The sequence below is a fragment of the Bradyrhizobium sp. CB2312 genome (assembly GCF_029714425.1).
Taxonomy (GTDB): Bacteria; Pseudomonadota; Alphaproteobacteria; order Rhizobiales; family Xanthobacteraceae; genus Bradyrhizobium.
In genome coordinates, this window is sequence record NZ_CP121668.1 from 2,248,027 (window position 1) to 2,261,757 (window position 13,731).

12 protein-coding genes and 1 pseudogene are annotated in these 13,731 nt (G+C 64.8%); 8 read left to right on the plus strand and 5 right to left on the minus strand.

Features of this window, described 5'->3' with window-relative positions; genetic code table 11:
• Positions 1–112 precede the first annotated feature (112 nt).
• Together QA642_RS10620 and QA642_RS10625 are read left to right on the plus strand one after the other, a co-directional pair.
• Positions 113–1,759 (plus strand): GMC family oxidoreductase N-terminal domain-containing protein, encoded by a 1,647-nt coding sequence (locus QA642_RS10620; protein WP_283084611.1) that lies wholly within the window; start codon positions 113–115, stop codon positions 1,757–1,759.
• Positions 1,760–1,918: 159 nt separating this feature from the next.
• A pseudogene (locus tag QA642_RS10625) lies at positions 1,919–2,460 on the plus strand (transposase).
• 109 nt (positions 2,461–2,569) lie between these two features.
• On the opposite strand, the gene QA642_RS10630 reads toward QA642_RS10625, so the two are convergent.
• Both QA642_RS10630 and QA642_RS10635 read right to left on the minus strand, forming a co-directional pair.
• A complete protein-coding gene (locus QA642_RS10630; RefSeq protein WP_211412072.1) occupies positions 2,570–3,412 on the minus strand; it encodes a MoxR family ATPase in 843 nt (280 codons plus the stop codon).
• A gap of 105 nt (positions 3,413–3,517) precedes the next feature.
• Positions 3,518–3,763, minus strand: a complete 246-nt coding sequence (locus QA642_RS10635) for a GlsB/YeaQ/YmgE family stress response membrane protein (RefSeq protein WP_235544202.1) — start codon at positions 3,761–3,763, stop codon at positions 3,518–3,520.
• Between the two features lie 123 nt (positions 3,764–3,886).
• Between QA642_RS10635 and QA642_RS10640 the strand changes: the two genes are divergently transcribed.
• From QA642_RS10640 to sseA, 3 genes are all read left to right on the plus strand, one after another.
• A complete protein-coding gene (locus tag QA642_RS10640) occupies positions 3,887–5,062 on the plus strand; it encodes a VWA domain-containing protein (protein WP_283084612.1) in 1,176 nt (391 codons plus the stop codon).
• Positions 5,063–5,218: 156 nt separating this feature from the next.
• Positions 5,219–5,632: a rhodanese-like domain-containing protein gene (locus QA642_RS10645; protein WP_235544204.1), complete on the plus strand. Its 414-nt coding sequence runs from the start codon at positions 5,219–5,221 to the stop codon at positions 5,630–5,632.
• A 132-nt stretch (positions 5,633–5,764) separates the two neighbouring features.
• Positions 5,765–6,619 carry a 3-mercaptopyruvate sulfurtransferase gene (gene sseA, locus QA642_RS10650; RefSeq protein WP_283084613.1) on the plus strand — a complete coding sequence of 285 codons (855 nt, stop codon included), beginning with the start codon at positions 5,765–5,767 and terminating at the stop codon, positions 6,617–6,619.
• Between the two features lie 193 nt (positions 6,620–6,812).
• On the opposite strand, the gene QA642_RS10655 is transcribed toward sseA, so the two are convergent.
• Positions 6,813–7,610, minus strand: a complete 798-nt coding sequence (locus QA642_RS10655) for a hypothetical protein (protein WP_283084614.1) — start codon at positions 7,608–7,610, stop codon at positions 6,813–6,815.
• Positions 7,611–7,976: 366 nt separating this feature from the next.
• Here QA642_RS10655 and QA642_RS10660 point away from each other — a divergent pair, with 366 nt between their 5' ends.
• Positions 7,977–9,167, plus strand: coding sequence for a L,D-transpeptidase (locus QA642_RS10660; protein ID WP_283084615.1), 1,191 nt, complete (start codon positions 7,977–7,979; stop codon positions 9,165–9,167).
• A 57-nt stretch (positions 9,168–9,224) separates the two neighbouring features.
• Here QA642_RS10660 and QA642_RS10665 read toward each other — a convergent pair whose 3' ends face one another.
• Positions 9,225–10,187, minus strand: a complete 963-nt coding sequence (locus QA642_RS10665) for a D-2-hydroxyacid dehydrogenase family protein (RefSeq protein WP_283084616.1) — start codon at positions 10,185–10,187, stop codon at positions 9,225–9,227.
• 132 nt (positions 10,188–10,319) lie between these two features.
• A complete protein-coding gene (locus tag QA642_RS10670) occupies positions 10,320–10,535 on the minus strand; it encodes a hypothetical protein (protein ID WP_283084617.1) in 216 nt (71 codons plus the stop codon).
• A 234-nt stretch (positions 10,536–10,769) separates the two neighbouring features.
• Between QA642_RS10670 and ettA the strand changes: the two genes are divergently transcribed.
• Positions 10,770–12,419 (plus strand): energy-dependent translational throttle protein EttA, encoded by a 1,650-nt coding sequence (ettA, locus tag QA642_RS10675; RefSeq protein ID WP_283084618.1) that lies wholly within the window; start codon positions 10,770–10,772, stop codon positions 12,417–12,419.
• 7 nt (positions 12,420–12,426) lie between these two features.
• The gene (locus tag QA642_RS10680) at positions 12,427–13,653 is read left to right on the plus strand and encodes a lytic murein transglycosylase (protein WP_283084619.1); all 1,227 of its coding nucleotides are present in this window, start codon (positions 12,427–12,429) and stop codon (positions 13,651–13,653) included.
• Positions 13,654–13,731: the final 78 nt, after the last annotated feature.

A 13,731-nucleotide genomic window follows, 5' to 3' on the forward strand; every position in this document is an offset into this window, starting at 1 on the left:
CGCCGGACGATGCTGCGCATCGCCGGGAGCAAATCGACCTCTCCCTCCGGGAGAGGTGTCGGCCTCCGCGGCCGCAGCTCACTCAATCTCACGACACGCCGGGGGCGGACGAATGGATAGATTTGACTACGTGATCATCGGCGCGGGCTCGGCCGGTTGCATCCTCGCCAGCCGGCTCAGCGAAGATCCGAATGTCAGCGTCTGCGTGCTCGAGGCCGGGCCCAGCGACTGGCACCCGTACATTCATCTGCCGGCGGGCTTCATAAAAACCTTCCACATGAAGAGCATCAACTGGGCCTACCAGCAGGAGCCCGGGCCTTACACCGGCGGCCGCAGCATCTATGCGCCGCGCGGCAAGACGCTCGGCGGCTCGTCCTCGATCAACGGCCACATCTACAATCGCGGCCAGCGCATGGATTTCGACACCTGGGCGCAGATGGGCAATCGCGGCTGGGGCTATGCCGACGTGCTGCCCTACTTCAAGCGGCTGGAAAGGCGCGTAGGCGAGGGCGAGGACACTTATCGCGGTCGCGACGGCAACCTCATCGTCACCACGATGGATTGGCGCGATCCGCTCTGCGAAGCCTTCATGGAAGGCGCGGTCTCGCTCGGCATTCCCCGCAATCCCGACTACAACGGCAAGACCCAGGAAGGCGTCTCCTATTGCCAGCGCACCATCGACAAAGGCCTGCGCGTCTCCGGCTCGACCGCGTTCCTTAGGCCCGCGATGAAGCGGCCGAACGTGCATGTCCACACGCATGCGCATGCGACCGAGATCATTTTTGAGGGCAAGCGCGCCATCGGTGTGCGCTACACCAAGGGCGGCCGTGGCGGTACGCCGGTGGAAGTGCGCGCCAACAAGGAAGTGATCCTCTCCGGCGGCACCTATAATTCGCCGCAGCTCCTGCAGCTCTCCGGCATCGGCTCGCCGGACCTGTTGCAGCAGCACGGCATCGCCGTGCGTCACGCGTTGCCCGTCGGCGAAGGCCTGCAGGACCATTACGCCCCGCGCACCGTGGCGCGCGTGAAGGATATCAAGACCATCAACGAGCTCCGCCGCGGCTTCTCGCTCTGGATCGAAGCGCTGAAATGGGCCACCGCGCGGCGCGGCCTGCTGTCGCTGTCGCCGACGATGGTCTACTGCTTCTGGCATTCCGGCGAGAGTGCGGAGAGCTCCGACCTGCAGCTCACCTTCACGCCCGCTTCTTATAAGGAAGGCGTGCAGGGCCAGCTCGAGGACGAGCCCGGCATGACCGTCGCCTCCTGGCAACAGCGCCCGGAGAGCCGCGGCTATGTCCGCATCCGCTCCTCTGATCCGTTCGCGCCGCCGATCATCCAGACCAACTATCTCGATGCCGAACTCGACCGCCGCGTCATCGTCGGCGGGATGAAGCTCGCGCGCAGGCTTCTGAAGAGTGCGCCGCTGTCGCCCTATTACGCCTACGAGGATTTCCCCGGCCCCAACGTCAACACCGACGACGAATTCCTGCACGCCGCCACCGAGCGCGGCACCACCACCTTCCACCCCGGCTGCACCTGCCGCATGGGCCCGGCGGACAGCACATGGGCGGTCGTCGACGACCAGCTCCGGGTTCACGGCCTCGAAGGCCTCCGTGTGGTCGACGCCTCGGTGATGCCGCGCATGATCTCGGCGAACCTCAACGCCTCCACCATGATGATCGCCGACCGCGCCTCGGATTTGATCCGCGGCAAGCAGCCGATGGAAGCCGCGCGGATTCCGGATGCGGCCGTGGCGTGAGGTCTTCGTAGGATGGGTAGAGCGAAGCGAAACCCATCATCGTGCGGCGCTCGCTGAGGGGTGCGATGGGTTTCGCTGCGCTCTACCCATCCTACAAGACTTGCGGTTTTGATGGAAAGGACGCGTCGATAGCTCGCAAAGGTTGTGCTATCGTGAGGCATGACCTCCTATCGGCGCAACTTCGTTCCCGGCGGAAGCTTCTTCTTCACCGTCAACTTAGCCGATCGAAGCCTTCCGCTTCTGACGGCGAACATCGACCTATTGCGCGCGGCCTTTCGCGAAGTCCGTCAGCGGGATCCTTTCACGATCGATGCGATCGTGGTGCTGCCCGAGCATCTTCACACGGTCTGGACGATGCCCGATGGAGATGCCGATTTTGCAACCCGCTGGCGGCAGATCAAATCCACTTCTCCCGCAGTCTTGCGATCGAAGAACCGGTTTCAGCAAGTCGGTCAAGCAGGGCAGAGAGCGGCATCTGGCAGCGTCGCTATTGGGAGCACACCATCCGCGACGAGGAGGACTATGCTCGGCACATCGACTATGTGCACATCAATCCCGTTAAACACTGCCTAGTCAATCGAGTCCGCGACTGGCCGCCGTCGTCATTCCATCGCCATGTAGAGCTAGGTATCTATCCGGCAGATTGGGCCGGTGATCTGTCGCGATACGACGATGGTACCAAGTTCGGAGAGCGACCCTGAAGGGGGCGTAGGATGGGTGGAGCGAAGCGAAACCCATCGCTCGCTCTTCCCGGAAGCTTAGCGATGGATTTCGCTGCGCTCTACCCATCCTACAAGTCTCGTTGCGCCCTCACACTTCCCTTCGGCTCAAGAACGCCAGCCGCTCGAACAGATGCACGTCCTGCTCGTTCTTGAGCAGAGCGCCGTGCAGGGGCGGGATCAGTTTTCGCGGGTCGCGTTCGCGCAGTTGCTCGACGCTCATATCCTCGTTGAGCAGGAGCTTGAGCCAGTCCAGAAGCTCCGAGGTCGATGGCTTCTTCTTCAGGCCGGGGACCTCGCGCACCTCGAAGAAGATGCGCAGGGCTTCCTCGACCAGGCGCTTCTTGATGCCGGGGAAGTGGACGTCGACGATGCGGGCCATGGTGTCGGCGTCGGGGAACTTGATGTAGTGGAAGAAGCAGCGGCGCAGGAAGGCGTCCGGCAGCTCCTTCTCGTTGTTGGAGGTGATCATCATGATCGGGCGCTGCTTGGCCTTGATCGTCTCGCCGGTCTCGTAGACATGGAATTCCATGCGGTCGAGCTCGAGCAGCAGGTCGTTCGGGAATTCGATGTCGGCCTTGTCGATCTCGTCGATCAAAAGCACCGGGCGCTGCTCGGCCGTGAAGGCCTCCCACAGCTTGCCGCGCTTGATGTAGTTCTTGATGTCGGAGACGCGGGCATCGCCGAGCTGGCTGTCGCGCAGGCGCGACACCGCGTCGTATTCGTAGAGGCCCTGCTGCGCCTTGGTGGTGGACTTGATGTGCCAGGTGAGAAGCGGCGCGTTCAGCGCCTTCGCCACTTCCTCCGCCAGCACCGTCTTGCCGGTGCCGGGCTCGCCCTTCACCAGCAGCGGGCGCTCGAGCACGATCGAGGCATTGACGGCGACCTTGAGATCGTCGGTCGCAACATAGTCCTTGGTGCCGGTAAACTTCATTGCGCGTCCTTGTTGGTCGTCGTCCCAGGCATTGCCAATTTTTTGGCCCCGGTCGCGACATGGGAACGGCCGCACGCGGCGGCCGTTCCTGGTTCGGTCAGGCTTTCAGACCCGTCTTATCAGCGAAAGGATCACCAGCACAATCACCGCGCCGATGGTGGCGTCCACGATGGCGCCGATCGTACCGGTGGCAAGCTCGATATGCAGCTGCGGCAGGACCCAGCTTGCAACCAGCGCGCCGATGATGCCGACCACGATGTTGCCGATGAGGCCAAATCCCGCCCCGTGGACAATCTTGCCGGCGAGCCAGCCGGCGATCGCACCGATGATCAGTGCTGCGAGAATTCCCATGGCAAACGTCCCCAAAACAACCCCTTGAGGGCCCCAATTCTAGAGCAAAAAGCCTATCGGTCCAGCGCTCCACGCCGGCCTCCGCCCCTTGACGTTCGCCACCCGACGGGCAATCTGTCACCCATGTTCCTGCAATTCTTCACTTCTCTGCGCGACGCGCAGGTCCCCGTGACGCTGCGCGAATACCTCACGCTGATGGAGGCGCTCGACGCTGACCTCGCGGACTACACGGTCGAGAATTTCTACTATCTGTCGCGCGCCTCGCTGGTGAAGGACGAGCGCGACCTCGACAAGTTCGACCGCGTCTTCGGCACGGTGTTCAAGGGGCTGGAAAGCCTGCTCGACGCCATGGAGAAGGCGGAGATCCCCGAGGAGTGGCTGAAGAAGCTCGCCGAGAAGTATCTCACCGAGGAAGAGAAGAAGCAGATCGAGGCCATGGGCTGGGACAAGCTCATGGAGACGCTGAAGAAGCGCCTCGAGGAGCAGAAGGGCCGGCACCAGGGCGGCAGCAAGTGGATCGGCACCGCCGGCACCTCGCCGTTCGGCGCGCACGGATACAATCCCGAAGGCGTGCGCATCGGCCAGGAAAAGAACCGCAACAACCGCGCCGTGAAGGTGTGGGACAAGCGCGAGTTCAAAGACCTCGACGGCAATGTCGAGCTCGGCATCCGCAACATCAAGGTGGCGCTGCGACGCCTGCGCAAATTCGCGCGCACTGGCGCGCCCGATGAGCTCGATCTCGACACCACCATCCGCGAGACCGCCAATCACGGCTATCTCGACGTGCACATGCGCCCCGAGCGGCGCAATGCGGTGAAGCTGCTGGTGTTCTTCGACATCGGCGGCTCGATGGACGCGCATATCGAGCAGGTCGAGGAGCTGTTCTCGGCGGCGAAGAGCGAGTTCAAGCACATGGAGTATTTCTACTTCCACAACTGCCTCTATGAAGGCGTGTGGAAGCAGAACAAGCGCCGCTTCACCGACCGCACGCCGACCTGGGACGTGCTGCACAAATATCCGCACGACTACAAGGTCGTGTTCGTCGGCGACGCCTCGATGTCGCCCTATGAGATCATGGTGCCGGGCGGCTCGGTCGAGCACGTCAACGAGGAGCCGGGCTCGGTCTGGCTCGACCGCATCATCCGCACCTATCCGCACACGGTGTGGCTGAATCCGGTACAGCAGAAGCACTGGGACTATTCGGAATCGACCACCATCATCAAGCGCATCTTCGCCAATCGGATGTACCCGATCACGATCGAGGGGCTGGAGAGTGCGATGAAGGAATTGACGCACTAGCACCATCCCCCGTCATTCCGGTCGGCCGCAAAGCGGCCGATCCGGAATCTCGAGATGGAGTGTGACGATCGAGGTTCTCAGGTGCGCAATTGCGCACTAGAGTTCGCTCGCTTTGCGACCGCCCCGGAACGACGGAAGAGAAGAAGGGAGAACCACATGCCCCAAAACATCACCCGCGGCATCAAGGCGCTGATCGACGAGGCCAATGCCGAGATCGAGACGCTGAACGCCAAGGACGCCATCGAGATCTCCAAGAACGGCGACGTCGTCATCGTCGACATCCGCGACCCCCGCGAGATCGAGCGCGACGGCCGCATCCCCGGCGCGTTCGCCTGCACGCGCGGCATGCTGGAATTCTGGATCGATCCGCAGAGCCCGTATGCCAAGCCGATCTTCCAGGAGGACAAGAAGTTCGTCTTCCATTGCGCCGGGGGCCTGCGCTCCGCGCTCGCCGCCAAGACCGCGCAGGACATGGGCTTAAAGCCCGTCGCCCACATCGCCGGCGGCTACGCCGCCTGGCGCGATGCCGGCGGCCCGACCGAGCAGTGGGAGCCGAAGAAGAAGGGGTGAGGTGAACACCTCCCTCACCACACACTCCGTCATGCCCGGGCTTGACCCGGGCATCCACGTCTTTGCCGCAAGAACGTGGATGGCCGGGACAAGCCCGGCCATGACGACTGAGACAATTGCCGGAGCTTACCAATGACCGCCACCGATCCCCTCGTCTCCACCGACTGGCTCGCCGCCCACATGGGCGACACCAACGTCAGGATTCTCGACGCCAGCTTCAAGCTGCCGGGCGTGCTGCCGCTGCCGAAGGACGACTATCTCGCCGCGCATCTGCCAGGCGCCGTGTTCTTCGATGTCGATGCGGTGTCGGATCATTCCAACCCGCTGCCGCACATGTATCCGAGCGCCGAGCAGTTCGGCCGCGACGTCGGCAATCTTGGCATCTCCAACGCCGACACCGTCGTGCTCTACGATGCCGGCGGCTGGGTCGCAGCGCCGCGTGCGTGGTGGATGTTCCTGGCCTTCGGCCACAGCAATGTGCGCATCCTCAATGGCGGGCTGAAGAAATGGCGCGCTGAGGGGCGCACTGTCGAGAGTGGCGAGGTCAAGCCGAAGCCCGCAACCTTCGAGGCGAGCTACGATCCCAAGCGCGTGCGCAGCATGCAGCAGCTGGTCGCAAACGTCGAAAGCCGCGCCGAGCAGGTGATCGACGCGCGCGCCGCCGATCGTTTTGAAGGCCGCGCGCCTGAGCCGCGGGCGGGCATCCGCTCCGGTCACATCCCCGGCGCGCGCAACGTCCCGTACAATCAGCTGTTCGATGCCGCGACCGGCACGATGAAGCCGCTCGAGGATCTGCGCGCCGCCTTCACGAATGCCGGCGTCAAGCTCGATACCCCGATCGTGACGAGCTGCGGCTCGGGCGTGTCGGCCGGCGTGCTGACGCTCGCGCTCTATCGCCTGGGGATTACCGACACCGCGCTCTACGACGGTTCATGGTCGGAATGGGGCCAGGAAAACGGCCCGCCGATCGCGACCGGGCCGGCGTGAGATCGCCGCTACGACATAAGTGAGCATTGGAGGCGGTGCAGCCGCCACAGCGTCATGGCCGGGCTCGTCCCGGCCATCCACGTGTTCATCCGCGGCAAGAAGAACGTGGATGCCCGGGACAAGCCCGGGCATGACGACCTCTTGTGAATGTTCAAGATTGCCTGGCCCCGCAAACGCAGCGAGGTGAAGCACATCACCGCGCGCGTGCGGTCGTCGTTGTCGCGAACGTCTGCTGACCGAACGGATCGAGCTGTTGCTGCAACTGCTGAGGCGGCGGGCGGCGCACCACGCGCTGTCGCTTCTTGGCCTTCGCACGCTGTTTGGTCGCCTTGCTGTCTGGTGTGGCGGTGTCGGACTTGACCTTGGCGGGCGGGGCTTTCGAGGCCGTGGCCGCCGGATCGTTCAGCGCCGCCAGCCTGGTCGTCGCGACGTCGAGCGCCGCCGCGGCCATCGCTCGGCTGGGATCAACGGCAGCATCAACCGTTGCCGGCGCGCTGGCGGTCGCGACAACGGCAGGCGTGGCGTCGGCGATCGTGGCCATGGTGTCGGCGGGGGTGAGCGTGTCGGCCGGCGCTGGCACTGCGGCTTCCGTCGGCGTCTCGGCCTTGGTTTCGGTCTCTGCCTTGGCCGGTTCGGCAGGCTGGCTGTCGGCCGGCGGCGCGACGGCCTGCGGCTGCGCGTCGGTCTCGCTCGTCAGCGCCGCCATCTGCTCCGGCTCGCTCACCGGCAGTCCGATGGTCGGCACCTTGTCACGCAGCGACGGCGTCGGCTCGGCCGCCGCCTCCGGCTCGGCCCGCAAGACCGCGAGCACCGGCTGGGCCGGCTCGGAGGCTTGCGCGAACACCTTCTCCTGCGGGCCATTCCGCCAGGACGGGTTGCTGACATATTGCTCATGGGTCGCGCGCAGCAGCGCGGCGGCGCCTAGGCCGAACACCAGGATGGAGGTTGACAGCAGGATCGCGGCAAGCAGGAAGCGAAAGCCGGGAAGCATCGGACGGGGTGCGAATTTCCGCCCCGACGGCGGTGCCGGGGCCCATGAGCCATCTGAACGCGGTGACGGTACTGATTGCCGCGTTCGCCACGCGGGGATCGGAGCTCAAAGCGGTGGCGAATCAGGCTGATTCGACCATATCGCAACGCCTTCGCGCCGTTTCCTAAAATTCGGGGCGGATGACTCCGGCAATTGACGGCGTGAGCCGATTTCCAGCCCGTGATGCAATGGGGCAACGGTCGAGTTGCGGATCACAAATGGCAAATCCGGCGCAAATAACCCTGATATGTCTTGAATGTGCCGCGATCTTCGGTCATCTGGCCGTTGACGGCTCGGACGGGGCCCGGGGGCTATACAAGAGCGATGATGATCAAACACTTTCTGACGATATGCGCTGCCGCAACAGTCGCTGCGGCGGGAACCTCGCTCGCGCAGGCTCAGAGCTATCCGGTCCAGCAGGCGCCAAGCTATGGCGCGCCGGCCCAATATCGGCCCGGCGACCGCACCCCGAATTTCGACGCCCTGGACGATGACGACGACGCGGTGCCGCAGGCCTCGCTGCCCCCGCCCGGCCCCAGCGGTCCGATCGTGTCGCCGGCCGATCCGCGCTATGGCCGCCCGGCTGGCGCGCCGCCGGTCTACTCGGCCGCCCCGCCGCAGGGGCCGGTGATGTCGCCGGATGATCCGCGTTATGGCCGACCCGCCGGCGCCCCCGTGTACTCGGCCGCGCCGCCGCAGGGACCGGTAATGTCGCCGGACGATCCGCGCTACGGCCGCCCGGCCGGTCCGCCGCCGGTGATCTATGCCGATCGCCCGGGCCAGGCGCCAGCCAATGACGGCCTGCGTCCGCCGGAGGCCGTTGGTGGCCCCGCCGCGACCGGAACGGTTCAGGCTGGCCAGCCGCCCGTCGGCGCCGATGGTCGGCCGATGACGATCGCCTCGCTGCCGCCGGAGGAGCAGCCCGATGCTGCGCCGGCCCAGCTGTCGCCGAATCTGCGCCGCCAGGAAGTCGCGTTCCAGACCAAGGAGCCGGCCGGCACGCTCGTGGTCGATACGCCCAACACCTACCTCTATTACGTGCTCGGCGGCGGCCGCGCGATCCGCTACGGCGTCCGCGTCGGCCGCGACGGCTTCACCTGGACCGGCGTGCAGAAGATCACCCGCAAGGCCGAGTGGCCGGATTGGCATCCGCCGACGGAAATGATCGAGCGCCAGCCCTATCTGCCGCGCTTCATGGCCGGCGGCCCCGGCAACCCGCTCGGCGCCCGTGCGATGTATCTCGGCTCGACCGTCTACCGCATCCACGGCACCAACCAGCCCTCGACGATCGGCAAGTTCGTCTCGTCCGGCTGCATCGGCATGCTGAACGAGGACGTCTCCGACCTGTTCGACCGCGTCAAGGTCGGCACCCGCGTGGTGGTGCTGCCCGGCGGTCCGCAGCCGGGAACGGCGACCGCCTCCGCCGCGCCGGCTCCGGTGTCCGCCCAGGCCGGCCCGGTCCCGGGCACGCAGCCGACGGTGGTGCCGCCGCTGCCCGCGCCGGTCACCGTGCGCTAAGCGCTTCGAAACAGTTCAACTCGGCAAGGGCGTGCCAACGGCACGCCCTTCTTCGTTTCAGGCGAGCTTGCGCGGCAACTCGCTGCCTTTGGTGAAGGCGTCTACCGCTTCGACCATCTGACCGTAATGAATGCGCAAACCGTCCTCGGTCGCGTAGCCGAGATGTGGCGTCAGCACGAGATTGTCGAGCTTGCGGAAGGGATGGTCGACCGGCAGCGGTTCGACCGAGAAGACATCTAAGCCGGCGCCCGCGATCTTCTTCTGCTGCAAAGCCTCGAGCAGCGCCGTCTCATCGACAATGGGCCCGCGCGCGGTGTTGACGAGGAAGGCCGTCGGCTTCATCCGCGCGAGGTCGGCGCGGCCGACGAGGCCGCGCGAGCGCTCGCTCAGCACCACATGGATGGTGACGATGTCGGCTTTGGTGAACAGCTCCTCCTTGGTGGCGTAGCCGACGCCGGCCGCCGCGCACTTGTCCGGCGTCAGGTTCGGGCTCCAGGCGATCACGTTCATGCCGAACGCTTTCGCAATCCCCGCCATCTTGCTGCCGAGCTTGCCGAGCCCGACGACGCCGAGCGTCATCCCCTCGATCTCGACACCGGCAAAGGTCTGCCAGGGCTCACCCGCATGCATCCGCGCATTCTCGCGGCCGATGCCGCGAGTCAATTCCAGGATCAGGCCCATGGTGAGCGGCGCGGTCGGATCGCGCGAATATTGCGTGCCGCCGATGACGATACCGCGCGCCTTCGCGGCCTCTATGTCGATCGAAGCGTTGCGCATGCCCGAGGTGAGCAGCAGCTTCAGTTTCGGCAGGCTGTCGAACAGGCTCTTCGGGAACGCAGTGCGCTCGCGCATCGCGCAGATGATCTCGAAGTCCGCGAGCGCGCTGGCCGCAGCCTGCTCCGAGGCGAAGGGATGGCTGAACACGGTGACGTCGATGCGGTCCGACAGCTTCTGCCAGTCGGCGACATCGAGGGCGAGGTTGAAATAGTCGTCGAGAATTGCGCAGCGCAGCCGGCTCATCAGCTTCATCCATGGCGAGAGGGAACGGCGCTGGGCGATGGGCGCCATCGTCGGAACCGGGCCATGGTTGCGCGCAATCAGCCTCGCGCGCAAGCAGCTTGCGTCTTCAAAAATCCGATAGGAGAGGGAGCCTCAGAGGTCGCGGGGCTTGAGCCGGGGCGGCGCGTCCATGCCGTGCTTGGCGCGCCAGGCGGGGCCGGGGCCGCGCATGTAGTGCAGCTCGGGCCGGTAGGGGTTGAAGGCGGTGGTGAAGAAGCGCTTCCAGAAGCCCTTGACCTCCGACACGACGCCGGAGACGTGCCCGACTTCTGCCGGAACAGGAAGAGAATGGGTCTCGATCAGGGCCATGACGCTGTCTCGCTGTTCTCCCCACTCATTCTGAGCGGGTGGCGCTGTTTCCGCGCGAAACCGAGCTTTGGCCTGCTTTATTAAAAAATGGTTTCAATTGTCCGGATCTGGGTCCGGATGGTGTCCGTACCGTATTCATCCGTGGTGAACGGAGGGAAAACGTTGCCCTTTGGGGGCGGGATCGTTACATCGGCGGCAAGCAAATTTCCTCAAATCGAAGGTTTCACGGGACCGATGGCGCGCCAGTTCATCTATTTCATGCAGGGCCTGACCAAGAGCTACCCGACCCGGAAGGTGCTCGATAACATCCATCTGAGCTTCTACCCGGACGCCAAGATCGGCGTGCTCGGCGTCAACGGCTCGGGTAAGTCGACGCTGCTCAAGATCATGGCCGGCCTCGACAAGGAATATACCGGCGAGGCCTGGGTCGCCGAGGGCGCCCGCGTCGGCTATCTCGAGCAGGAGCCGCACCTCGATCCGAAGCTCTCCGTGCGCGAGAACGTCATGCAAGGCGTCGCCAAGCAGAAGGCGATCCTCGACCGTTACAACGAGCTCGCAGTCAACTACTCGGACGAGACCGCCGACGAGATGACCAAGCTGCAGGACGAGATCGAGGCCCAGGGCCTCTGGGATCTCGACAGCAAGGTCGACCAGGCCATGGACGCACTGCGCTGCCCGCCCGACGATGCCGATGTCACGAAACTCTCCGGCGGTGAACGCCGCCGCGTCGCGCTGTGCCGCCTTTTGCTCGACCAGCCCGAGCTGCTGCTGCTGGACGAGCCGACCAACCATCTCGACGCCGAATCCGTGTCGTGGCTCGAAGGTCACCTTCGCAACTATCCCGGCGCGATCCTGATCGTCACCCACGACCGTTACTTCCTCGACAACGTCACCGGGTGGATCCTCGAGCTCGATCGCGGCCGCGGCATTCCCTACGAGGGCAACTACTCGTCCTGGCTGGTGCAGAAGCAGAAGCGCCTGGAGCAGGAAGGCCGCGAGGAGGCCGCGCATCAGAAGACGCTCGCTCGCGAGCAGGAGTGGGTCGCGTCCTCGCCGAAGGCACGCCAGGCCAAGTCCAAGGCGCGCTATCAGCGCTATGAGGAGCTGCTCAAGCAGGCGAGCGAGAAGCAGACCCAGACCGCGCAGATCATCATTCCGGTCGCCGAGCGGCTCGGCGCCAACGTGGTCGATTTCGAAGCGCTCAGCAAAGGCTATGGCGATCGCCTCTTGATCGACGATCTCACCTTCAAGCTGCCGCCGGGCGGCATCGTCGGCGTGATCGGTGCCAACGGCGCCGGCAAGACCACCCTGTTCAAGATGATCACCAAGCAGGAAACGCCGGACAAGGGCACGATCACGGTCGGCGAGACCGTGCATCTCGGCTATGTCGACCAGTCGCGCGATGCGCTCGACGGCAAGAAGACCGTGTGGGAGGAAATCTCCGGCGGCAACGAGCTGATCCTGCTCGGCAAGAAGGAGGTCAACTCGCGCGGCTATTGCTCGTCGTTCAACTTCAAGGGCGCCGACCAGCAGAAGAAGGTCGGCGCGCTCTCCGGCGGTGAGCGCAACCGCGTGCATCTGGCAAAAATGCTGAAGTCCGGCGCCAACGTGCTGCTGCTCGACGAACCGACCAACGATCTCGACGTCGACACGCTGCGCGCTCTCGAAGAGGCGCTGGAGGATTTTGCCGGCTGCGCCGTCATCATCAGCCACGATCGCTGGTTCCTCGACCGCATCGCGACCCACATCCTGGCCTTCGAGGGCGACAGCCATGTCGAGTGGTTCGAGGGTAATTTCCAGGACTACGAGAAGGACAAGATGCGGCGTCTCGGCCAGGACAGCATCATCCCGCACCGCGTGAAGTACAAGAAGCTGACGCGGTGATTTCGGCATGATGCGACGGGCGCTCATCGCTGCGGTGATCGTCGTCACCTGCACCTGGTCGCCCGCCCGCGCCGCCGATGCCGCCTTCACGCAGTTCATCGCCTCGCTGTGGCCGGAGGCACAGGCTGCCGGCGTGTCGCGCGCGACGTTCGATGAGCAGACTCACGGGCTCGAGCCTGACTACAAGCTGCCCGATCTGATCCTGCCGGGCCGGCCCGCGACCGGCGCGCCGTCGCAGGCCGAGTTCGTGCAGGTGCCCGCCGACTATGTCAGGGAAGCGTCGATCGCACGGCTCGCCGGCGAGGGGCAGCGGCTGCTGCAAAAATACAATTCCGCGCTGACGCAGATCGAAAAGAAGTCCGGCGTGCCCGCGACCGTGATGCTCGCGATCTGGGGCCGTGAGACTGACTACGGCCGCTATACGCTGCCTTACGATCTCGTCCGCGTGCTGGCGACGCAAGCCTATGTCGGCCGCCGCAAGGACACCTATCGCAACGAGTTCATCCTCTCGCTGAAAATTCTGGGCGAGGGCGTAGTGACGCGCAAGGACATGCGCTCATCCTGGGCCGGCGCGACCGGGCTGACGCAATTCCTGCCGTCCGAATATTACAATCACGGCGTCGACTTCGACGGCGACGGCCGCATCGACATCTGGCACTCGGTGCCGGATGCGCTGGCCTCCGCTGCACAGCAGCTCGTCAACAAGGGGTGGCAGAGCGGCGTGCGCTGGGCCTACGAGGTGCAAGCACCCGCAAAAGTCGATTGCACCACCGGCGTGCCCGAGGTGACGAAGCCGATCGGCCAGTGGCTGCGCGAAGGTTTTGTTCCAGTGCGCGGCGCGAGGCTCAGCGCCGCCGAGCAGGCGCAGCCGGCCTCGCTGCTGCAACCGGAAGGCATCTACGGTCCGTCGTTCCTGACCACGAAGAACTACTTCGTCATCAAGGAATATAATTTCTCCGACCTCTACGTGCTGTTCGTCGGCCATCTCAGCGATCGCATGACGAGCCCGCTGCCGTTCGCGACACCTTGGGCCGCTTCGAAGCAATTGCGTACGAAGGATGTCGAGACCATGCAGCGCGGCCTGACGCGTATCGGGCTCTACAAGGACAAGATCGACGGCAAGGCCGGCATGCAGACGCGCGCCGCGCTCGGCGCCTATCAGAAGTCCGCAGGCCTGAAGGTCGATTGCTGGCCGAGCGAAGAGGTGCTGCGCTCGATCCAGGCGGCGCGATAGCGCGGCAAGCAAAAAGAAAAAGCCCGGCCGATGGTCTCGGCCGGGCTTCGATCGCGGCGCTCATCAGCGCCTTGAGAT